General features: G+C 70.6%; 17 protein-coding genes and 1 riboswitch. Of the genes, 8 read left to right on the plus strand and 9 right to left on the minus strand.

Annotation, left to right across the window (positions count from 1 at the left end; translation table 11 throughout):
• The first annotated feature begins 106 nt into the window (after positions 1–106).
• Positions 107–1,333, plus strand: coding sequence for a M48 family metallopeptidase (locus ACFVYF_RS29295; protein ID WP_389460134.1), 1,227 nt, complete (start codon positions 107–109; stop codon positions 1,331–1,333).
• Positions 1,334–1,388: 55 nt separating this feature from the next.
• On the opposite strand, the gene ACFVYF_RS29300 is transcribed toward ACFVYF_RS29295, so the two are convergent.
• The 4 genes from ACFVYF_RS29300 to ACFVYF_RS29315 form a co-directional block, all read right to left on the minus strand.
• Positions 1,389–2,309: a hypothetical protein gene (locus ACFVYF_RS29300; RefSeq protein ID WP_389460136.1), complete on the minus strand. Its 921-nt coding sequence runs from the start codon at positions 2,307–2,309 to the stop codon at positions 1,389–1,391.
• A 116-nt stretch (positions 2,310–2,425) separates the two neighbouring features.
• The gene (locus ACFVYF_RS29305; protein ID WP_389460137.1) at positions 2,426–3,616 is read right to left on the minus strand and encodes an MFS transporter; all 1,191 of its coding nucleotides are present in this window, start codon (positions 3,614–3,616) and stop codon (positions 2,426–2,428) included.
• A gap of 248 nt (positions 3,617–3,864) precedes the next feature.
• Positions 3,865–4,512, minus strand: a complete 648-nt coding sequence (locus tag ACFVYF_RS29310) for a tetratricopeptide repeat protein (protein WP_389460139.1) — start codon at positions 4,510–4,512, stop codon at positions 3,865–3,867.
• A gap of 184 nt (positions 4,513–4,696) precedes the next feature.
• Positions 4,697–5,512 carry an SDR family NAD(P)-dependent oxidoreductase gene (locus ACFVYF_RS29315; RefSeq protein ID WP_389460141.1) on the minus strand — a complete coding sequence of 272 codons (816 nt, stop codon included), beginning with the start codon at positions 5,510–5,512 and terminating at the stop codon, positions 4,697–4,699.
• A gap of 142 nt (positions 5,513–5,654) precedes the next feature.
• A riboswitch (cobalamin riboswitch) is annotated at positions 5,655–5,736 on the plus strand.
• A 130-nt stretch (positions 5,737–5,866) separates the two neighbouring features.
• Here ACFVYF_RS29315 and ACFVYF_RS29320 point away from each other — a divergent pair.
• Genes ACFVYF_RS29320 through ACFVYF_RS29330 form a run of 3 tightly spaced genes read left to right on the plus strand, consistent with a single transcriptional unit; the run spans position 5,867 to position 8,796 of the window.
• Positions 5,867–6,973, plus strand: a complete 1,107-nt coding sequence (locus ACFVYF_RS29320) for a FecCD family ABC transporter permease (protein WP_389460142.1) — start codon at positions 5,867–5,869, stop codon at positions 6,971–6,973.
• Positions 6,974–7,003: 30 nt separating this feature from the next.
• Positions 7,004–7,771 carry an ABC transporter ATP-binding protein gene (locus tag ACFVYF_RS29325; protein ID WP_389460144.1) on the plus strand — a complete coding sequence of 256 codons (768 nt, stop codon included), beginning with the start codon at positions 7,004–7,006 and terminating at the stop codon, positions 7,769–7,771.
• 8 nt (positions 7,772–7,779) lie between these two features.
• Positions 7,780–8,796 carry an ABC transporter substrate-binding protein gene (locus tag ACFVYF_RS29330; RefSeq protein ID WP_389460146.1) on the plus strand — a complete coding sequence of 339 codons (1,017 nt, stop codon included), beginning with the start codon at positions 7,780–7,782 and terminating at the stop codon, positions 8,794–8,796.
• 31 nt (positions 8,797–8,827) lie between these two features.
• Here the strand turns inward: ACFVYF_RS29330 and ACFVYF_RS29335 are convergent, their stop codons facing one another.
• Both ACFVYF_RS29335 and ACFVYF_RS29340 read right to left on the minus strand, forming a co-directional pair.
• A complete protein-coding gene (locus ACFVYF_RS29335; protein WP_389460147.1) occupies positions 8,828–9,445 on the minus strand; it encodes a DinB family protein in 618 nt (205 codons plus the stop codon).
• Positions 9,446–9,622: 177 nt separating this feature from the next.
• The gene (locus tag ACFVYF_RS29340) at positions 9,623–11,443 is read right to left on the minus strand and encodes a discoidin domain-containing protein (RefSeq protein ID WP_389460149.1); all 1,821 of its coding nucleotides are present in this window, start codon (positions 11,441–11,443) and stop codon (positions 9,623–9,625) included.
• Between the two features lie 374 nt (positions 11,444–11,817).
• Between ACFVYF_RS29340 and ACFVYF_RS29345 the strand changes: the two genes are divergently transcribed.
• Together ACFVYF_RS29345 and ACFVYF_RS29350 are read left to right on the plus strand one after the other, a co-directional pair.
• Positions 11,818–12,930, plus strand: coding sequence for an ABC transporter substrate-binding protein (locus tag ACFVYF_RS29345; protein ID WP_389460151.1), 1,113 nt, complete (start codon positions 11,818–11,820; stop codon positions 12,928–12,930).
• A gap of 149 nt (positions 12,931–13,079) precedes the next feature.
• Entirely contained in the window at positions 13,080–13,307 is a 228-nt protein-coding gene (locus tag ACFVYF_RS29350; protein WP_389460152.1) for a hypothetical protein, read from the plus strand.
• A 221-nt stretch (positions 13,308–13,528) separates the two neighbouring features.
• Here ACFVYF_RS29350 and katG read toward each other — a convergent pair whose 3' ends face one another.
• Together katG and ACFVYF_RS29360 are read right to left on the minus strand one after the other, a co-directional pair.
• A complete protein-coding gene (gene katG / locus ACFVYF_RS29355) occupies positions 13,529–15,760 on the minus strand; it encodes a catalase/peroxidase HPI (protein WP_389460154.1) in 2,232 nt (743 codons plus the stop codon).
• A 33-nt stretch (positions 15,761–15,793) separates the two neighbouring features.
• Entirely contained in the window at positions 15,794–16,102 is a 309-nt protein-coding gene (locus tag ACFVYF_RS29360; protein ID WP_389460155.1) for a hypothetical protein, read from the minus strand.
• Positions 16,103–16,316: 214 nt separating this feature from the next.
• On the opposite strand from ACFVYF_RS29360, the gene ACFVYF_RS29365 reads away from it, so the two are divergent.
• Both ACFVYF_RS29365 and ACFVYF_RS29370 read left to right on the plus strand, forming a co-directional pair.
• Positions 16,317–16,727, plus strand: coding sequence for a Fur family transcriptional regulator (locus tag ACFVYF_RS29365; RefSeq protein ID WP_389460157.1), 411 nt, complete (start codon positions 16,317–16,319; stop codon positions 16,725–16,727).
• A gap of 121 nt (positions 16,728–16,848) precedes the next feature.
• On the plus strand, positions 16,849–17,655 hold the full coding sequence (locus ACFVYF_RS29370; protein WP_389460158.1) for an SDR family NAD(P)-dependent oxidoreductase: 807 nt from the start codon (positions 16,849–16,851) through the stop codon (positions 17,653–17,655).
• A gap of 155 nt (positions 17,656–17,810) precedes the next feature.
• On the opposite strand, the gene ACFVYF_RS29375 is transcribed toward ACFVYF_RS29370, so the two are convergent.
• Positions 17,811–20,081, minus strand: a complete 2,271-nt coding sequence (locus ACFVYF_RS29375; protein WP_389460160.1) for a M4 family metallopeptidase — start codon at positions 20,079–20,081, stop codon at positions 17,811–17,813.
• Positions 20,082–20,153 lie beyond the last annotated feature (72 nt).

Genomic DNA, 20,153 nt, shown 5'->3' on the forward strand with positions numbered 1-20,153 from the left:
CGCGATCGGTGGGCTGGTGCTGAGGATCTACAGGGGTGGGGACAGGGACATGGGACCGCAGATTTCTGCGGGCCGGACACAGGCGTGTCCGGACTGCGCTGAGAACGTGCCGGTGGACCCGCGTTTCGGCGCTTGGTGCGCCGAGTGCGGCTGGAACGTCGATCCGGGGGCGGCGGAGCCGGAACCCGGAAGGATCGACGCTCTGCGCCGGCGGCTGGCTCGAAGACACGGGCAGCACCTGCTCGCGGAGATGACCGAGGACGAGGCCGCCCGGCCGCGGCGTGACGCGTCCGGCGTCCTCGCTCATACGATCGCCTTGGCGGTGCACGGTTCCACGGTGGCGCTCGCGGTGGCTGGAGCGCTGCTGGTGGTACTGGGCTGGAGCACGGTGAGCCAGCCCGTGATCGGTGTCGTGCTGATCCTCCTCGCCATCGCCCTGCGGCCGCGGTTCGCCTCCCTGCCGGACGACGCGCCCGTCCTGCACAGGACCGACGCGCCACGGCTGTTCGCGCTGGTCGACGAGGTCGCGGCGGCCGTCGGCACGACGGGTGTGCATGCCGTGGTGATCGGACCGGAGGCCAACGCGAGCGTGGGTCTGGTGGGGGTCCGGCAGCGGCGGGTGCTGTACCTGGGCCTGGCACTGTGGGAAGTCCTCACGCCCCAGCAGCGCGTGGCACTCCTGGGTCATGAACTCGGTCACTACGCCCACGGGGACCTGCGGCACGCGAAGATCGTCGGCAGCGCCCTGCGCTCGCTCGCCCTGTGGTGCTACGTACTGGCGCCCGCGCAGTCACCCACCTTCCTCGAGCGCCTCGGCAACGTGCTGCTGCTCGTCCCCCGAGGCCTCGCCCACTGCCTGTTGATGCTGCTCGACCGCCTGACCATGCAGGCCTCGCAGCGGGCGGAGTACCTGGCCGACCGGGCGGCCGCCCGGGCCGCTTCCACCGAGGCGGTCGCCGAACTGCTGGACCGGCTCCTGCTCATCGACTCCGTCGAGATGGAACTGCGCCGGGAATCGGTGCTGGCTCAGACGGGCATCGGCGGGAGGTCACGCAGCGACGCGGGACAGGGCCTGTGGGAGCGTCTCGCCGACCACGTCGGATCCGTACCGGAGCGTGAATACGAACGGCTGCGACGGGCGAGCACCGCGCGCGGACACAGCGTGGATACGACGCATCCGCCGACCCACGCGCGGCGCCAGTGCGTGAGCGAGGGCAAGCACCAGCCCGCGCTGGTCCGGTTCGACGACAACACTCCGGCCGAGATCGCGGCGGAGCTGGCCGCTCCCCGCACACGCGTGGCACGCCAGGTCATCCGGGACTACGCCGGCTGACGGCGGACCACAGCCGAGGCCGGGACGTCGAGAGCGAGCGGCGTCCCGGCACGGGTCAGCGCATCAGCGCGCCGCGCAGGGTGAGCCCGTAGTGGGAGCGCAGTCGGCGCAGTTCCCACAGCCCGACCGCGGTGACCGACAGGGGGGCTCCGAGGATGAAGACGATGCGGACGACACCTGGCAGGTTTCCGTAGGCCCCGGTGAACAGACCGATGATGGCCATCTCCCACACCAGTGTCATCGTGAGCAGCGGTGGCACGGTTTCGTGGATGTCCGCGGTACGGAACACGTGGACCAGGGACAGCACCATCCCGTAGAGGATGAACGGCAGGACCCACACGAGAATCAGCACCGTGATCAGCCAACTGACCACGGACATCACGGGATTGATGGCGAGCCGTCCGTCGATGAGGCCGCTGATGATGGCGGCGGGGAACACGGCGACACCGCCGATGATCGCCACCACGGAGCCGAACGGCTTGGCCGCGCGCCGCAGCAGTTGCTGCCGGGCCGGGGGACGCGCCAGTGCGACGAGCACACCGATGATGACCGGGAACGTCAGGGAGAGGACGAGGACGTTGATCCAGGAGTCGCTGAATCGATCACTGGCGGCGTCGCTCGCGGAGTCGACCAGCTTGTAGGAGAACGTCACCCAGGCGATCGCGCCCAGACCCACGTATGTCCGGATCTTCTGGATCCGGTCGACCACCGCGTCCTCCACCCGGCCCGGCCGGGAGGGCCGGAACACCTTGCGGGCGGTGGCGGTCGGGCCGACGGCGCGCCACAGCCGGCGGAACAGCCCGACGCGGCGTGGCGCCGGCTGCGGATATCCCGGCTGGTAGGGGTAGGGCCCCTGCGGCGGGTATCCGCCCTGGTGAGGGGGACCGTTGTACGGATACGGCTGCGGCGGCACAGGGTGACCGTGAGGGTGGTGCGGCTGCTGCGGCGGCGGCCCCTGCGGATTCCAGGCACTCATCTCTGATTCTCCCCCGATGTCATTCTGTGGAACGGACGCGCCGCGGCAGTGTATTGGTTGCAGGCGAGCAGGACGAGACGTCTTCCCGCCGCCGAGGTACGTCCGTCACTGCCGGGTTACGTGCTCGCCCCTACCGGCCGCCGGAGCAGGTAGACGCCCGCGGACGTGACCAGGACGGCCATGCACGCGATGAACGTCAGCCCGGCGCCCTCCAGGCCGAGCGGACGCGCCAGAACGCCCACGCCGATCACCGGGACCGAGATGCCCGCGTACGCCACCACGAAGAGCGTCGAGATCACCGCCGCGCGCCCGTGGGCGGGGGACGCTGCGGCCACTGCGGACAGCGCCCCGCGGAACGCCAGTCCCTGCCCGACACCGGCGACGATCGCGCTGAGGATCACCAGCACCAGCAGGTCCCAGCGCAACGCACCCGCGAGCAGCACCAGTCCGGCGAAGAGCGCGGCGCAGCCCAGCGGCAGCGAACGCTCCGGCCCGACCCGGCCGGCCACCAGTTGCCCCCCGGTCGAGGCGAAGAAGCCGAGCGCGACCACCAGCCCGCTCACGGCGTGGTTGTCCACGTTCAGGGACTCCTCGAGGAACGTCGGGCTGACCGCCGTGAACACGCCGAACATGGCGAACCCCACGAACGAGGCGATCGCCGCGGGCGCGAACACGGCCCGTACCTGCCTGGGCAGGCCGGGCCGCTGCGGCCGTACCGTGCTCAACGGCCGCCGCTCCGCCACGGTCTCCGGCAGGCGCAGCAGCACGGCCACCGAGCCGGCCAGCAGGACGAGGTGCACGATGAACGACAGGTGCAGCGGCCAGACGGCGTACTGCGCGAGCAGTCCGGCGAGCAGCGGGCCGCAGCCGAGGCCGCCCATGTTGGTGGCTGTCGCCACGAACGTGGCCCGGGACGAGCCGCCGCGGGGTGCCAGATCCATCACGTACGCCGTGGCGGCGCCGGTGAACAGGCCGGCGGACAGACCCGACAGCAGCCGTCCCGCGTACAGCCAGCCCAGCCCGTTGGCACACAGGAAGCAGACGGCGCTGAGCGCCGCGAAGCCGAGGCCCGCGAGCAGCACCGGCCGTCGGCCCACGGCGTCCGACGCGTTGCCCGCCAGCAGCAGCATGCCGATGACCCCGAAGGCGTACACGGCGTACACGACCGTCACCGTCAGCTCGGAGAATCCGAACTTCTCCTGATAGAGGCCGTAGAGCGGGGTCGGCAGCGTGGTGCCGGCCATGCACACGGCGAACACCGCCCCGCAGAGCAAACACTGGAGCCACCCTCGGCGATCACCGTCCATGCCGCCGACCGTAGACGCCGCGTGACGCCGTCGGCGTGCGCCATGCCCGGCGGACCACCGGTACGGCAGAGCCGAACGGTCGCCCGCCATGCCCGGCGGACCACCGGTACGCAGAGCCGAACGGCCGTCAGGAGCGGGCCCCCGGGGCGGCCGGCCGCCGCGGTACGACGAGCTTGCCGTCCGCCACGAGGCGACCGTGCCGGTCGCAGTCCTCACCGCGTGGCTGTGACCGGCATGGTCCACAGACCTCAGGGGCGGATGAACGTGCGGGCCTGCACGATCCACCCCGAGACGGCCTTGGCAGCGCACTCCTCGGCGACCGATGCGGCCTCGTCGAGGTGGTCGAGCGCCGCCGATCGGTCGCCCGTCTCGGCCGAGAGGTAGGCCAGCGCCACCAGGCCGGCCGCTTCACCGGGCTTGAAGCCGATTTCCCGGCGCAGCGTCACCGATTCGGTCAACCGCTCGCGGGCCAGGTCGAATCGGCCCGCGTCCTTGTCGGCAAAGCCGAGATGGCGTGTCGCGTAGGACATCGTCATCCGGTCGCCAACGGACTTCGCCAGCGTGTACGACCGCTCGAAGTACGGCCTGCCGGTGGCGCCGTCGCTCTTCACCACCTGATGCCAGCAGCCGACCCAGAACAAGGCGGCCGCCTCACCCGACGCGTCCCCGAGACGCTGGTACAACGCGGCCGCGCGCTCGAACAGCACCAGCTCCTGGCTGTTCTCCTCCCGGTCGTTCAGGAAGCGGACGTGCAACACCTTTCCCCGTGCCATGGACAGTGGCGCCTCGATCGCGTCCAGCACGTCGTCGGACCGCTCCAGCGCGGACGTGTCCCCGCCGAACATCGCCGCCTCGAACAACTCCCCCGCACGATCTATCCAGTCCTGCCCCGGCATGTCCTGCCCCTCCCCGTCGGACGATTCGCGTGCCGAGGTTATCTCCGCGCTCCCGGCGGAACCCGGCGGTTCCCAGCGGCGGCCCTCGAACGCCCCCACGCCCGCGAGCTCGGGGAGTGCCCCGGGACGCCACCCCGAACCCTGGGCGCCGACCTCGCCGGCTTCCGCAGAAGCCCCCGCAGGGTCAGCGCACGCCGTCGCGCGGACTGATCCGGAAATCGAACGGAAGGGTCCCCGGGTCCAGCGCTGTCACGCCTCCGTCCACGGTCAGCGCCGCGCCGTTGACGAACGAGGCCGCCGGCGACAGCAGCCAGGCGATGGCCTCGGCCACCTCCGAGGGCTCGCCGGGACGGCGTGCCGGGAGCAGCCGGGTCGCCTCTTCATAGGCCGCTTCGGCCCCGCCCTCCAGCCCGGCCTCCTCGGCGAACCGGGTCATACGGCCGTCCGCCATCTCCGTGCGCACCCAGCTGGGGCACACGGTGTTGGCCCGCAGACCCTGCGGCCCGTAGTCGACGGCCAGCGAGCGGCACAGCTGGAGCAGCGCCGCCTTGGACGTGGCGTACGCGGCGTTGGCCACTCCGTTGCGGAGGGCGGCGACCGACGCCACCGCGACGACCGAGCCGCCGGCCTCCAGGAGGTGTGGCAACGCCGCGCGCATCAGCAGGAAAGGCCCGGTGAGATTCGTCCGGAGCACCAAGTCCCAGTCCTCGTCGGACAGTTGGCCCACCGCACCGCTGCTCCCGATCCCCGCGTTGACGACCAGCCCGTCGAGCCGGCCGTAGCGCTCCACCGCGACGTCGACGAGGTGACGGACGGCGTCCGCGTCGGTGGTGTCCGCCGGGCAGGGCAGGGCGCCGGTCTCCTCGGCGACCCGGTGCAGCGGTTCCGGCCGTCGTCCGGAGACGACCACATCGTGCCCGGCCGCCCGGAGCACCCGTGCGGTGGCCGCACCGATACCCGTACCTCCCCCGGAAACAATGACAACGCGCTTGTCCGTCATGGGCGTTGGCCCTCCTGTCCGTCACGAATCGGTCGCATGATCATAATCCTGGCGGAAGACGGGGCGGGCTCCACCACGGGCGGTGCTGCCCCAGGGTCAGGCGCGTGCCGGCCCGTTTGTTACGCTCCCGGAGCCTCCCGCGGGGGAAGTCCGGTGAGATTCCGGCGCTGACCCGCAACGGTGTGCGTGGGGACCCGGGGTCCGCCGCGCGAGTCCGATTACCCGTAGGTGGCCTGCGACCCGTTGACTGCTCGCCGTGGACTGCGAGAGGGGACCGCGCGGCCGTTCCGCCGTACGGGCTGTCTCCTCGCTCGACGTTCACCAGGCGGCCCCAGGCCAAGGACCGCCCTGACCATGCGCCGAAGTCCGACCCGAAGCCCGGGCCAAAGTCCCCGTCGAGCCGGTAGTCCGACACCGTCCGGGACATCCCGGGCACCCCTTTTCCCTCTGGTGCTCGGGCTGTTGCTCCTACTGTTCGTGTCGCTGCTGTGCGGCGTGGGCCTGGGAGCCGCGGGGATCGGGCCGGGGGACGTCCTGCGGTTTCTGTGGGCCGGGTTCACCGGCGGGACCGTGCACGCCCCTGACGTCGCCTCGTACACCATCGTCTGGGAGATCCGGCTGCCACGTGTCGTCCTCGGCGCCGTCGTCGGGGCGGGTCTCGCGGCCGTCGGCGTGGCGGTGCAGGCCATGGTCCGCAACGCGCTCGCCGACCCCTTCGTGCTGGGCATCTCCTCGGGCGCCGCGGTGGGCGCCAACGCGGTCATCCTCCTCGGCGCGTTCGCGGGGCTGGGGGTGTGGGCCCTGTCGGTGTCGGCGTTCGCGTCCGCGCTCGTCGCCATGGCGCTGGTGTACGCCGTGGCCCGCTCGCCGCACGGGCTCACCCCGCTGCGACTGATCCTGACCGGGACGGCACTGGCGTACGGCTTCGAGGCCCTCACCACCGTCATGGTGTTCGGGGCCGCACGGGGTGAGGCCGCGCGGTCGGCGATGATGTGGCTGCTGGGGAGTCTGGGGGGCGCGACCTGGGCGCAGGTGCCGCTCGCGGCGGTCACAGTGGCGGCCGGGTGGGTGTGGCTGCGCCTGCGGGCCGAGGCGCTCAACGCCCTTGCCATGGGGGACGAGACCTCCGCGGCGCTCGGCATCCCGCCGAGCCGGCTGCGCCGGGAGCTGTTCCTCGTCACCGCCGCCGTGACCGGGACGGTGGTCGCGGTCAGCGGGGCCATCGGGTTCGTCGGACTGATGGTGCCGCACGTCGCACGCATGCTGGTCGGCGCCGATCACCGGCGGGTGCTCGCCGTGGCCCCCCTCGCCGGTGCCGTCCTGCTCGTATGGGCGGACTTGCTCTCCCGGCTGCTGCTCGCGCCCGCGGAGCTGCCCGTCGGGGTGATCACCGCGGTCGTCGGAGTGCCGGCCTTCCTGCTGCTCATGCGGCGCGGCGGCTACGCGTTCGGAGGCCGCTGATGACGGCCGGGACCGGAAGGAACGGCATTCATGCGGCTTGACCTGGAGGGCATCACCGTCGACGCCGGCGGGACCCGTCTCGTGGACGACATCCGGCTCACGGCGGACAGCGGGGCCTTCGTCGGTCTCGTCGGACCGAACGGAAGCGGCAAGTCGACCCTGTTGCGCACGGTGTACCGGGCGCTGCGCCCGGCCGGGGGCGTGGTGCGGCTCGATGGACAGGACATGCATGCCATGCCGGCCAGGGCGGCGGCCCGGGTCCTGGCGGCGCTGCCGCAGGAGTCGTCGGCCGAGTTCGACTTCACCGTCGCCGAGGTGGTCGCCATGGGACGCCTGCCCCACCGCGACCGGACCGCCACGGCGGACCGCGCGATCTGCGCGCAGGCCATGGACCGGACCGGTGTCGGCCACCTCGCCGGCCGGGGGTTTCTTGCCCTGTCCGGCGGCGAGAAGCAGCGGGTGCTCGTCGCCCGGGCGCTCGCCCAGCAGCCCAGGGTGCTCGTCCTCGACGAGCCCACCAACCACCTCGACATCGCACACCAGTTGGACGTGCTGTCCCTGGTCCGCGAGAGCGGCCTGACCGTGCTGGCCGCCCTGCACGACCTCAATCTGGCCGCCGCCCACTGCGATGTCCTGTACGTGATCGCCGACGGCCGGATCGTCGCCTCGGGGCCACCGCACGACGTCCTCCGGCCGGGCCTGCTCGCCGAGGTGTTCGGGGTCCGCGCGCATCCGGTGCGGCACCCGGAGACAGGTGTCCTCCACATCCTCTTCGACCGGCTCCCGCCCACCGCCTAAGGACCCCCATGCGCAAGCTGCTCACCGCCGCACTCTGTCTCGCCACGACCGCCACGGCCACCGGTTGCGGCGCCACCGTCGAACCGTCGGCGGACTCGAAGTCCTCCTCGATCACCCTCACCAACTGCGGCCACAAGGTCACCTACGACAAGGTCCCGCGACGCGTGGTCACCAACGACGTCGGCATCACCGAGCTCATGTTCGCGCTGGGCCTCGAGGACCGCATGGCCGGATACGCGATGCCGGACGACAAGGGCGACCTGAGCGGCGTGCCGTGGAAAGACGGCTACGACAAGGTGAAGTGGCTGTCGAAGGACCAGCTCACCAGGGAGAACGTCCTCGACGCCCGTGCCGACCTCGTCTTCGCCGGCTGGAACTACGGATTCCGCGACGACGGCGGCTTCACTCCCGACGCCCTGAAGAAGCTCGGCATCCCCTCATACGTCCTCACCGAGTCCTGCCGCAACGGCCGTACGAAGAGCTCGCGCGGCATCATGCCGCCGCTGGACGCCCTGTACGCCGACCTCACCAACCTCGGGAAACTCTTCGGCGTCGAACAGCGTGCGGCAGCCCTGATCGCCGACTTCAAGAAGCAGATCGCCGGCGTCCGGGCGAAGGCGCCCCAGGACGACGACCGGCCGACCGTCTTCCTGTACGACAGCGGCCAGGACCAGCCCTTCACCTCCGGTCGCTACGCGGCGCCCGAGCAGATCATCACCGAGGCCGGCGGCACCAACCTCATGCACGACGTCGCCGACTCGTGGACGACCGTCGGCTGGGAGACCGTCGTCGAACGCGACCCGGACGTCATCGTGATCTGCGACTACGGGGACGTCAGCGCCGAACAGAAGAAGAAGTTCCTCCTCTCCTACGCTCCACTGCGCAACGTCTCCGCCGTCAAGCACCGGCGGATCTTCACCCTCGACTACGTCGACCTGGTCGAAAGCCCCCGCAACCCGTCGGCCGTCGCCCGCCTGGGCGGGTACCTGCGGACGGTGACCGAGGGCGGCGGGGGCAGGGGGTGAACGGCGCGGGGGCGTTGCCTTCGCCGGAGAGTCAGAGCTGCCGGGTGCGGTGCAGATCGCGCAGCAGGGCGATCTCGGCGCCGTGGTGCAGGACTTCCTGGTTGACCCACCACACGATGTCGATGAACGGCTCTTCCGAGTCGCTGCCGTGGGGATAGGTGCAGTACCCAACGGTGTCGAGCGAGGCGTCGTCGATGCCGACAAGCGCCTTCCGCCAGGCGGTGGCACCGGCATGGAAGGCGGCGACCGCGGCTGCCGCACTCCCGCTGATGCGGTAGTCGTCGCGGGTGAGCGTACGGCCGCCGGCCGTGTGGTCGGCGCGGAGAGTCAGCATTTCGCTGAGGTGGGTCAGACGCCACGCGATGGTGGTGAACGGCGGCGGCCAGGGGTGCGGGTAGGGCGCGGCGTCGCGTCCCCAGTCGCCGGTGCCGGCCAGGAAGGCGGCGCGCGGACCGGGTCCGTCCGCCCGCTGCCGGACCGACCAGCACTCGGGCACCGGCTCCCAGAAGTACTCCGCATCGGCCATGGTGCTGACCTGTGTCTCCGAACCGTCACCGCTGTCCATCACCGGCCCCGCCAAGCGGCCGGTCAGCCGCTCGCACGCGAAGTCGAACTGGTCCAACAACGGTGCCAGACGCGATGCTGTCACTGACGCTCCCACAACGAACTGGTTGACGCTTGGCGGACGGTCGAACCCATGATCCGCCAGCCTGGCACAACCAGCCACCACCGGGCCTCTTCATACGTCCGTGAAGCACCTCCGCCCTGGTGCGCCGACTGCGCACCAGGGCGGCCAAGGGACAAGAGCTACCGAGTCGGGGCGCGATCAGGTACCGAAGACCTGGAACTCCCAGAGTGAGTAGCCGTATTGGGTCGAGCGTGCGGTGCCGTACAGGCGCACGTACCGCCCGGAACCGGTGACGTTCAGTGTCTGATTGCCACCGCTGCCCGCCGTGGTCGTATAGATGGTGGTCCAGGTCGTCCCGTTGGCGGAGGTCTGGATCTGGTACGCCGTGCCATAGGCGCCCTCCCAGTTGAGCCCCACCGAGCTGATGGCGTGGGTGGCCCCGAGGTCCACCTGCAACCACTGCGGATCGCTGAACGCGCTGGACCAGCGGGTGCCGGTGTTGCCGTCCACCGCATTGGGCGCGGTGAAGCTGGTGTTCTCCGAGGACGAAGCGGTGGCCGCCTTGCCCTGCGACAGGAGCGTCGCGGGATTCCCGCCGGAACCGGTCGAACCGTAGAGTCGCAACTCGTAGAGCGACGCGCCGTAGGTCGACACTCTGCCCGTGATGTAGACCCGGACGTATCTGCCCGAGGCGGAGAGTGCGGTGTCCTGGATGTCTTGTGGACTGTTGTTGTTGGTGTAGACGGTGGTCCAGGTGGTGCCGTTCGCGGAGGTCTGTATCTGGTAGGCCGATGCGGCGGCCGCCTCCCAGATCACCGACGCGTGGGTGAGGTTGTAGGTGGCGCCGAGATCGACCTGGAGCCACTGCGGGTCGCTGAAGGCGCTCGACCAGCGGGTGGTGATGTTGCCGTCGGTGGCGTTGGACGCAGGGAACGAGGCGCTTTCCGTTGACGAGGCCGTAGTCGGCTTGCCCTGGGCGATGTTGGTGCCCGTGGTGCCGGGCGGCGGCTTGTTGTAGACGGCGACGTAGTCGATGTTCAGGGAACCGCCGGACACGGTGGCCGCGGTGGGGCCGCCGCCGTACGCGGCCGGGAAGGCGCCGCCGATGGCCAGGTCGAAGATGATGAAGAAGCTGTGGTCGACCGCGTTGGACCAGGCGCTTGCCTCGACCTGGTTGGAGCTGAGCGTGTAGGACAGGTTGCCGTCGAGGTACCAGCGGATCTGCTCGGGAGAGGTCGAGCGGTCGATCTCCACCGCGTAGGTGTGGTACCCGGTCTGGCAGCCGGAGCAGGCGCGTTCGCCGCTGCCGACGCCGGTGTTCTCGTTGCACGGGCCGCCCGGAGCGGTACCGCAGTGCAGGGTGCCGAACGTCGAGCTGCGGCCGTTGATGTCCTCCATGATGTCGATCTCGCCGGAACCGGGCCAGACCGTGCCGACCCGCAGCGGAGCGCCCAGCATCCAGAACGCGGGCCAGTAGCCGAGCCCGTTCGACGTGTTGACGTTCGGCTGCTGGATCGAGGCCTGCATCCGTACGACGCCGCCGGGCAGCGCGCCGAAGCCGTCGGCCTGCGTCTCGACCCGGCCCGACGTCCAGCCGGCGACCGGGTCGGAGCCCGAGTGCAGGGCCTTGAGGACCAGATGGCCGTTGCCGTCCTGGTAGACGTTGGACGTGCTGTTGGTCATGGTCTCGACTTCACCGGTGCCGAAGGTCCAGCCCTCGCCCACGTCGTAGCGCCATGTCCCGGTGTCCAGACCGGTGTTGGCCGCTCCGGAGAAGTCGTCGCTCCACGTGGTGGTGAAGCCGGCGGGCGCGGTCGGTACGGCCGTGGGGGCGGCCGCTGCGGCGGACTGTGCCGCGATGGCCGTCACCGGGGCCTGCGCGGTCGCTCCTTGAGCGGCCGGCGCACCGGCCAACGCGACCGTCGCAACGGCGGATACCGCCGCGAGCAGGCCAACTCCCGTGCGAGACCTGCCTCTTCGGCGCCGGAACAAGTACACGCGCATGCCGTTGATGGACATCCGTACTCCTTCCCCTCGTGGGGGGCGAGGGGCGACCACATGCCGGTGCTCCGTCAGGCGGCGGCCCTGCGGGTGGACGTGAGAGCGCTCTCGGGAGCGTCTTCCTCCGGTCGGGTCCATGTCAAGGGACTGGACAACGTTCACAGGCGCGGGCGGGTGGCAGGCCCCGGTTTCCCGCCCCGGACCCACGGCGCCCGGCAGCGCAGCGAACCGATAATCGGTTGCCTGTCGGCGCTGGTGGTGGATGCAATGTCCGGCATGATCACCCAGGTGTGCCCGCCACGGCGAGATGAGATGAACGCGTACGGCCGGGCCGTGCCACCGGACGACTCGGGCAAGCCGCAACCGAGTCGTCGCACGGGAGACGCCACCGCATGAATACGCCACCCTCGCCATCCGGAGCGGAACGGACTGACGGATCGCCCGTCCGGATCGGCGCTCTCGTTCCGCTGACTCGGCCCGGCTGGGTCGAGGCCGGCCAACACCTGCTCGCCGGACTCGAGCTTGCGGTGCACGAAGTCAACGGCGCCGGCGGGATCGCCGGAAGACCACTCGACCTGGTCGTCCGGGACACCGCGGCCGATCCACAGCAGGCCGCGGCGGCCGTAGACGAATTGGCGGGCCTGGGCGTGGCCGCCTTGGCGGGCGAGTATCACAGCGTCGTCGCTCGCGCCGCTGCCGCCCGGGCCGACGCCCTCGGCCTGCCGTTCCTCTGCTCGTCAGCGGTTCTCGACGCGCTCACCGAGCAGCCAACGGAATGGGTGGCGCGCCTCGCCCCGGCGCAGTCCCACGGCTGGCAGGTCTACGCGGACTTCCTCCTCGGCGCGGGCCACAGCCGAATCGCCGTAGCAGCCCAGCCGAGTGTCTACTGGGCATCCGGGGCCCGCGTTCTGCGGGACTGCGTCGCTCCACGCGGCGGCACCGTCATCGAACTCGACATGCGCGCACTCACCCCCACGGCTGTGTGCGACGAGCTCGTCGGCCATCGCGCGACAGCCCTCCTTCTTCTGGTCGGCCATCCGGAGCCTGCGGTGTCGATCGTCCAGTCCGTCCGCCGCGACCGGCGACTGTCCGAGGTCATGATCGGCGCTCCGGCCGGGCAACCGGAGTTCGCGGAATGGGCGACGCTGCTGGGCGAAGACAGCGCCGCGATCCCGTTCCTGCGCTATCTGCCCGAGCGCCTCAGCCCACTCGGTGCACGGGTCGAGACGGCTCTGCGCGAGCGGCTGGGCGAAGCGCCCTCCTTCGTGGCCTTCGAGGGCTACGACACGGTTGCCGTCCTCGCCGATGTGCTGCGTTCTCACGGCACGGAGCGAGCGCGCATTGCCGCGTCCTGGCCGCGGGTCGCGGTCGAAGGCACCCGCGGGCAGATCCAGTTCTCCCGCAATCCAGGAATCAACGTGTGGCAATGGGCTTGGGCGCCCGTCCAAGTCGTGGACCGGGATCCGGCGGAACCCGATCGCTTCCGGGTCCTTCACGTCGGCTGAGCGAGCACGGAGTTCCGACCGTGTGCGCCGGCCGGGGCCCCGATCGCTTCCGGGCGCGCGACTGCTCGACGGGATCGCGCGCGGGCTTCTTCCTGCTCGCCGAGCCGGCGTCTGTTATGTATCGGACCTCAGCGGGGCAGGAGTAGGGGATGAACGAGAACAGCAGCCGGCCGCAGTGGACAGCGATGTCACTGGCCGAGTTCGATGCGGCCGCACCCAACACGCTGGCCGTGTCCCCGGGGCCGAGGCGGGTCCTCGCCACACCCGACGACTGCGGCACCCCGGCCCTGTTCGGTGAAGAGCCCCGTCCGGCTCCGCGGCGTCGTCGCCCGGCCGCCAAGCCGGACGACGTCGAGGGTCAGCACGGTCTGTTCTGACCGTCCTCAGCGGGCGTTGTTCCGGGCGGGGTCAGGGGTGGGCGTCTCAACTCGGTTGGCTGCGCGATGGGTTCACCCGGCCACAGGGCGATACCGCGGTGGGCGCCGCGTGCCGCCGGCCGGCGGCCCACGCACGTGCCAGGGACTCCGGCGGAGCCGGGCCCCTTCACAACAGAAACGTCCCGGCCGACCCTCGCGGGTCGACCGGGACGTCCGCAGCATCAGACGAGGTCGAACCGGTCCAGGTTCATGACCTTGTCCCAGGCCGCGACGAAGTCCTTGACGAACTTCGCCTTGGCGTCGTCGCTCGCGTACACCTCGGCGAGGGCGCGCAGCTCGGAGTTCGATCCGAAGACGAGGTCGGCACGGGTGCCGGTCCACTTGACCTCGCCGGTGGCGGTGTCACGGCCCTCGAAGATGTGCTGGTCCTCGGACGTCGCCTTCCACTTCGTGCCCAGGTCGAGCAGGTTGACGAAGAAGTCGTTGGTCAGAGTCCCGGGGGCCGTGGTCAGCACGCCGTGCGTCGACTGCTGGTGGTTGGCGCCCAGGACGCGCAGACCACCGACGAGGACCGTCAGCTCGGGCGCGCTCAGGTTGAGCAGGTTGGCACGGTCGAGCAGCAGGTACTCGGCCGGCAGCCGGTTGCCCTTGCCGAGGTAGTTGCGGAACCCGTCGGCCGTCGGCTCGAGCGCGACGAACGACTCCACGTCGGTCTGCTCCTGCGACGCGTCCACGCGGCCCGGCGTGAAGGGGACCTCGATGTCGAAGCCGGCGTCCTTCGCGGCCTTCTCGACACCCGCGGCACCGGCGAGCACGATCAGGTCGGCGAGCGAGACCTGCTTGCCGCCGGCCTGGCCGGAGTTGAAGGACTCCTGGACGCCCTCCAGAGTGCGCAGCACCGACGCCAGCTCGTCGGGGTCGTTGACCTCCCACCCGCTCTGCGGCTGGAGGCGGATGCGCGCGCCGTTGGCGCCGCCGCGCTTGTCGCTGCCGCGGAAGGACGAGGCCGACGCCCACGCGGTGGACACCAGCTGGGAGACCGACAGGCCCGAGGCGAGGATCTGGCCCTTGAGCGCGGCGATGTCCGCGGCGTCCACGAGCTCGTGCGTCGACTCGGGCAGCGGGTCCTGCCAGATCAGCGTCTCGCTGGGGACCTCGGGGCCGAGGTAGCGCACGATCGGGCCCATGTCGCGGTGGGTCAGCTTGAACCAGGCCCGGGCGAAGGCGTCGGCGAACTCGGCAGGGTTCTCGAGGAAGCGCCGCGAGATCTGCTCGTAGGCCGGGTCGACGCGGAGCGCGAGGTCGGTCGTCAGCATCGTCGGGGCGTGGCTCTTCGACGCGTCGTGGGCGTCGGGCACGGTGCCCGCTCCGGCGCCGGCCTTCGGCCGCCACTGGTTCGCGCCCGCGGGGCTCTTGAACAGCTCCCACTCGTAGCCGAACAGGATCTCGAAGAAGCTGTTGTCCCACGTCACCGGGGTGTTCGTCCACGTACCCTCGAGACCGCTGGTGATCGTGTCGCCCCCCTTGCCGGTGCCGAAGGTGTTGTTCCAGCCCAGGCCCTGCTCCTCGAGCGAGGCGGCCTCGGGGTCGTCGCCGACGCTGTCCGCCGGGCCCGCGCCGTGGGTCTTGCCGAAGGTGTGACCGCCCGCCACCAGGGCGACCGTCTCCTCGTCGTTCATCGCCATCCGGCGGAACGTCTCACGGATGTCGCGGGCCGCGGCCAGCGGGTCCGGGTTGCCGTTCGGGCCCTCCGGGTTGACGTAGATGAGGCCCATCTGGACCGCGCCGAGGGGGCTTTCGAGCTCGCGGTCACCGGTGTAGCGCTGGTCGTCGAGCCAGGTGGTCTCGGGACCCCAGTAGACGTCCTCGTCGGGCTCCCAGACGTCGGCGCGGCCGCCGCCGTAACCGAAGGTCTCGAAGCCCATCGACTCCAGGGCGACGTTACCGGCGAGGATCATGAGGTCGGCCCACGAGAGGCTCTGGCCGTACTTCTTCTTGACCGGCCACAGCAGACGCCGGGCCTTGTCGAGGTTGGCGTTGTCCGGCCAGCTGTTGAGCGGGGCGAAGCGCTGCTGGCCGGCGCCGGCGCCGCCGCGGCCGTCGCTGATGCGGTAGGTGCCCGCGCTGTGCCACGCCATCCGGATGATGAAGGGGCCGTAGTGACCGAAGTCGGCCGGCCACCAATCCTGGGAAGTGGTCAGCACCTCCGCGATGTCCTGTTTCACGGCCGGCAGGTCGAGGGTCTTGAACGCCTCGGCGTAGTCGAACTCCTCACCGAGCGGGTTGGCCACGGCGGGGTTCTTGGCGAGGATCTTCAGGTTGAGCCGCTCCGGCCACCACTGGCGGTTTCCGCCGCCCTGCGTCGGGTGGGGGGCGCGCCCGTGCGCGACCGGGCAGCCACCTCCACCCTCCGTCTTGGAGTCTGTGACGATTGCGTCGTGGTTCTCGGACATGGGAATCCTTCCGGACGGGGCGATTCTCGGTGCTCAGAAACTGCGAAGGGTGGAACAGGTGGGACGCGGGCTCCAGTTGACGACCTCGGCCTCGTCCATCGAGAAGCCGTGGTCACCGGACACGGTCGGGCGACGGGCCTCGCCGACCGGGCGGGAGACGCGGGCGATGGCACGACGTGGCTCACGCACCGGGCGGGGTCGACGCCCGGTGCGGTGCCGCGTACGGGACACACCGACAGGAACGCGCAGCGGGCCGCGCGGGTCACGTGAGGCCATCGCCTCGACGCCCGGGCGGTCACGGTCCCGGACGGTGTCGAGCAGCACTGCGCGGGTGGCCGTCATCCGCAGGCCGACCCCGCGCAGTTCCGCGTCGGTGGTCCCATAACGTCTGTGTCCCCTGCCGTACTGGAGTCTTCCGGTCCCTTGGCTTGCGCCGGTCTCGATCCTACGATGGACAGAGTCCAAGTCAAGAAGAGCGCCAAACCCATATCCAATCAGAACCCGGATGTTCTCCCGGTAAACTCGCGTTCCCACCCACTTGAATAGGTGAACCGACATGAGCGACCTGCTGGAGCGACTGCGAGGGCGTGGCTGGCGTATGACCTCCCAGCGGCGTGTCGTTGCAGAGGTCCTCGACGGCGACCACGTGCACCTCACGGCCGACGAGGTGCACGCCCGCGCTGTCGCGAAGCTGCCCGAGATCTCCCGGGCGACCGTCTACAACGCCCTGGGCGAGATGGTCTCCCTCGGCGAGGTCACGGAGGTCTCCACCGACGGCCGCGCCAAGCGGTACGACCCCAACGCGCACCATGCCCACCAGCACCTGGTGTGTTCCAGCTGCGGCACCATCCGCGACGTACACCCGACGGGCAATCCGCTGGCCGACCTCCCCTCGGAGGAGCGCTTCGGCTTCACGGTGTCCGAGGTCGAGGTCACCTACCGCGGCCTGTGCCCGACCTGCGCCTGAAGCGCGGCAGGACGGCACAAACAGGACCCCGCCCTCGGCCCGGGTCAGGTAGTCACGGGCGAGGACTTCGAGCCCCGGACCATCTCCCGATCCCCCCGACCGCACGTCGTATGCTCGCCCGATGACCGAACAGAAGATCACACAGGGGAGCCACGCAGGCCTGTTGGCCGGGCAGGTGGCGATGATCACGGGGGCGTCCAGCGGGATCGGTGAGGCCGCTGCACGACTGTTCGCCGAGGAGGGGGCCGAGGTCGTCCTGATGGCGCGCCGCGAGGACCGGCTGCGGGCGCTGGCCGAGGAGATCAACGACGCGGGCGGGCACGCACTGGCCGTCCCGGGCGATGTCACGCGCTCCGGGGACGTCCGCCGCGTGGTCGAGGCGGCCGTGGAGCGGTTCGGGGGCCTGGACTGCGCCTTCAACAACGCCGGTTACGCGACCGTCGAGCCCTCGCTCCACGAGACCGACGACGAAATCTACGACCGCACCATGGACGTCAACGTCCGCGGTGTCTGGAACTGCATGAAGCACCAGCTGCCGGTGATGCTGGCCGCGGGCAAGGGCGGTTCCATCGTCAACACCAGCAGTACGGCGGGCCGTTACGCGACGGGCGCGTCCGTCCCGTATGTGGCCGCCAAGCACGCGGTCCTCGGCATCACGCGCGCGTCGGCGGCCGAGTACGGCGACAAGGGCATCCGGGTGAACGCGCTCGTGGTCGGCACCACGCGCAGCGAGATGATCGACGAGGCCGTACGGCAGTTCCCGCACCTGGAGCAGGCGTTCATCGCCCCGCAGATCCAGAAGCGCATGGCGGAGCCACGTGAGATCGCGGAAGCCGCGGCCTGGCTGTGCAGTCCCCGCGCGTCCTTCGTGACGGGCGTGGCGATGCCGGTCGACGGAGGCATTTCCGCTCAGGCGAAGGTCGGTTGAGCCGTACGCCGGTCAGGTCCGGGCCAGCGTACGGCGTTCGCGCTCGCCCGGACTGTGGCGCGAGGGTCGATCGCCCGGACTGTGGCGCGAGGGAAGAGGTGCGCCCGCCCGGGCCACGGAAGTGACCCGGACGGGCGGTGCGGGTCAGCAATTGGTCAGGGAGTGAGCTGCCACTGCTGGATGTAGCCGACGTCGATCGACGCGAGGTCACGGACCCTCAGTTTCCAGGTCCCGTTGATGGACTGTGCGGAGGCGTCGACCTTGAAGGTCTGGTCGACGTTGTCGGCGGATCCGCCACTGCGGTTGAGCAGCGAGTAGACCGCGCCGTCCGGACCCACGAGGTCGACCGTCAGGTCACCGCGGTAGGTGTGGATGATCTTCACGTAAACCTCGGTGGTGGCCGAGGCGTTGCCCGTCTGCCCGGTGATGACGACCGGCGACTCCACCGCGGCACCGGCGTCGGGAATGTCGACGCGCGTGCTGTTGCCGTAGATGTACGCGATGCGCCAGTTGAAGCTCTCCGAGACGGCCGCGCCGGTGCTGTCGGTGACCTTCACGGTCACCTCGCCGGTCCCGGCCGTGGTCGGAATACCGGAGATCTGGCCGGTGTCGCTGATGGCCAGCCCGTCCGGCAGGCCGGTCGCCTCATACGTCAGCGTGGCACCGGAGTTGGTGGTGTACGCGTTCGTCTGCAGCGACACGTCCTGGCCGACGCCACTGGTCTGGTCGGCGATCGGGGCGACGTTGACGCCGAGCGCGATCCGGTCGCCGACGTTGATCCCGGCCCAGGCGGCGGCGACGGCGAGGTAGGTGTCGCTGTACGCGCCGAAGAGGTCGGAGGCGGCCTGCAGCGTCGCGGTCCGCGCACCGGCGTAGTTGGTGGTGGACGTCATGTACGTGGTGAGCGCCCGGTACCAGATCTGCTGGGCGTTCTCGATGCCGATGCCGGTCACGGCCGTACCGTCGTAGGTCGGGCTGTCGTAGGAGACCCCGTTGACGGTCTTGGCGCCGCTGCCCTCGGACAGCAGGTAGAAGAAGTGGTTGGCCGGCCCGGACGAGTAGTGGACGTCGATGCTCCCGAGGGAGGCGTCCCAGTTGTCGCGGGACGCTCCGTCCTTGGAGGGCTTGTCCATGTAGCGCAGCGGGGTGCCGTTGCCGCGGATGTCGATCTTCTCGCCGACGAGGTAGTCGGGCACGTCGGCGGCCAGGTTGGCGTGGAACTCCACCGCGGAGGCGAAGATGTCCGAGGTCGCCTCGTTCAGGCCGCCGGACTCGCCCGAGTAGACCAGGCCGGCCGTGGCGGCGGTGACGCCGTGGCTCATCTCGTGCGCGGCGACGTCCAGCGACGTCAGCGGATGGGTGTTGCTCGCGCCGTCGCCGTAGGTCATGCAGAAGCAGGAGTCGGACCAGAAGGCGTTGACGTACGCGTTGCCGTAGTGCGCCCGGCTATAGGCGGCCACGCCGTCGTTGCGGATGCCGTTGCGGCCGAACACGTCCTTGTAGTAGTCCCAGGTGGCCGCGGCACCGAAGGCGACGTCCACGCCGGCCGTCTGCCGGTCGCTCGCCGTCCCGTCGCCCCAGACATCGTTGTCATCCGTGAAGAGGGTTCCGGTGCCCGAGGTGCCCTGGTTCAGGTCGTAGGTGCGGTGGCCCGCCCGGTCGCCGTCCACCAGCTGGTACGTGTCGCCGGACGGCGTCGAGCCGACCGACACCGACCCGCTGTACTGCCCCGTGCCCGTTCCCGTGCGCACAGCCTCGAAGTCGAAGACGTGCTTGCCCGAGGTGGCGTCCGTGATGACGTGCAGCTCGCTCGGGGTGCCGTCGTGCTGCATGCCCTCGACCACCGCCTCCCAGGCCAGCACAGGCTTGGTTCCGCCGGCCCAGACGACGAGCCGGGGGGCGCCGTCGACCGCGGGACGCTTCGCGTCGGCTCGCTCGGCGGCGTCAACTGCCTTGCGCGCGGCGGTCTTCGAGGTGATGCCGGGTGAGGTGGTCGCCACCTTGATGGTGGCCCTGCTGGCCTCGGACACCGTGCTGCGGCCGTCCTTGACGTGGACGACCAGGTCGCCGCCGAGGACCGGCAGACCGGCGTAGGTGCGCTCGTAGCGGGTGTGTGTGGTGCCGTCCGCGTCCTTCGACACGTCCTTGACGATCAGCTTTTCCTTCGAGCCGAGGTCGAGGCGCTTCGCGGTGGTGCCGACCGCGGCGGTCGCGCTCTTCAGGAGCGCGGCGTGCTTGGCCGCGGACAGCTTCGCCGGGGCCGCACCGGCCCGCGGCTTGGCGACGATCTTGGCATTGTCACGGCCCTTGGGGGCCGCGGAGGCGACGTCGGCCTGGAAGCCGGCGGCGAGCAGGGTGCCGGCCGCGGTGAGGGCCAGTGCTGCCGTGTATCTGCGCCGGTGCGAGGAGCGGTGAGGGGGGAGCAAGGGCTTCTCCTTCTACGACAGAAGGCCTGTGGTGCAGGCCAGGGGGCGCGCCGACGACGGGGCGAGGAGGGC

Source organism: Streptomyces sp. NPDC058274 (genome assembly GCF_042881375.1).
GTDB lineage: Bacteria > Actinomycetota > Actinomycetes > Streptomycetales > Streptomycetaceae > Streptomyces.

Bases quoted from the DNA above. Each gene is read 5' to 3' on its own strand.
- ACFVYF_RS29300 (WP_389460136.1), bottom strand. From the start codon at position 2,309: ATGAGTGCCTGGAATCCGCAGGGGCCGCCGCCGCAGCAGCCGCACCAC.
- ACFVYF_RS29305 (WP_389460137.1), bottom strand. From the start codon at position 3,616: ATGGACGGTGATCGCCGAGGGTGGCTCCAGTGTTTGCTCTGCGGGGCG.
- ACFVYF_RS29310 (WP_389460139.1), bottom strand. From the start codon at position 4,512: ATGCCGGGGCAGGACTGGATAGATCGTGCGGGGGAGTTGTTCGAGGCG.
- ACFVYF_RS29315 (WP_389460141.1), bottom strand. From the start codon at position 5,512: ATGACGGACAAGCGCGTTGTCATTGTTTCCGGGGGAGGTACGGGTATC.
- ACFVYF_RS29320 (WP_389460142.1), top strand. From the start codon at position 5,867: ATGCGCCGAAGTCCGACCCGAAGCCCGGGCCAAAGTCCCCGTCGAGCC.
- ACFVYF_RS29325 (WP_389460144.1), top strand. From the start codon at position 7,004: ATGCGGCTTGACCTGGAGGGCATCACCGTCGACGCCGGCGGGACCCGT.
- ACFVYF_RS29330 (WP_389460146.1), top strand. From the start codon at position 7,780: ATGCGCAAGCTGCTCACCGCCGCACTCTGTCTCGCCACGACCGCCACG.
- ACFVYF_RS29340 (WP_389460149.1), bottom strand. From the start codon at position 11,443: ATGTCCATCAACGGCATGCGCGTGTACTTGTTCCGGCGCCGAAGAGGC.
- ACFVYF_RS29345 (WP_389460151.1), top strand. From the start codon at position 11,818: ATGAATACGCCACCCTCGCCATCCGGAGCGGAACGGACTGACGGATCG.
- ACFVYF_RS29350 (WP_389460152.1), top strand. From the start codon at position 13,080: ATGAACGAGAACAGCAGCCGGCCGCAGTGGACAGCGATGTCACTGGCC.
- katG (WP_389460154.1), bottom strand. From the start codon at position 15,760: ATGTCCGAGAACCACGACGCAATCGTCACAGACTCCAAGACGGAGGGT.
- ACFVYF_RS29360 (WP_389460155.1), bottom strand. From the start codon at position 16,102: ATGACGGCCACCCGCGCAGTGCTGCTCGACACCGTCCGGGACCGTGAC.
- ACFVYF_RS29365 (WP_389460157.1), top strand. From the start codon at position 16,317: ATGAGCGACCTGCTGGAGCGACTGCGAGGGCGTGGCTGGCGTATGACC.
- ACFVYF_RS29370 (WP_389460158.1), top strand. From the start codon at position 16,849: ATGACCGAACAGAAGATCACACAGGGGAGCCACGCAGGCCTGTTGGCC.